This is a genomic window from Paraburkholderia strydomiana (assembly GCF_046030495.1).
Lineage (GTDB): Bacteria > Pseudomonadota > Gammaproteobacteria > Burkholderiales > Burkholderiaceae > Paraburkholderia > Paraburkholderia strydomiana_A.
In genome coordinates this window covers 1-269 of record NZ_JAQQCJ010000089.1, presented here as the reverse complement: position 1 = coordinate 269, position 269 = coordinate 1, and the positions used below count along the sequence as shown (strand labels likewise).

Sequence of the window (269 nt, the reverse complement as noted above, 5' to 3'; positions counted from 1 at the left end):
CTGCTGCTGAAGATCTATATCTACGGCTACCTGAACGGGGTTCAATCGAGCCGGCGCCTTGAGCGCGAATGCCAGCGCAATGTTGAGTTGATGTGGCTCACGGGCCGCCTGGCTCCGGACTTCAAGACCATAGCCGACTTTCGTCGTGACAACGGCATCGGCATTCGCAACGTGTGTCGCCGCTTCGTGATGCTGTGCCGTGAGCTGAAGCTGTTCTCGCAAGCGCTGGTCGCCATTGACGGCAGCAAGTTCAAGGCTGTCAATACGCG

1 protein-coding gene is annotated in these 269 nt (G+C 58.4%); it reads left to right on the top strand.

The window, feature by feature from the left end; genetic code table 11:
- Positions 1 to 269: transposase (locus PQQ53_RS35050; RefSeq protein WP_408329332.1), on the top strand; the 269-nt coding region annotated here is incomplete at both ends.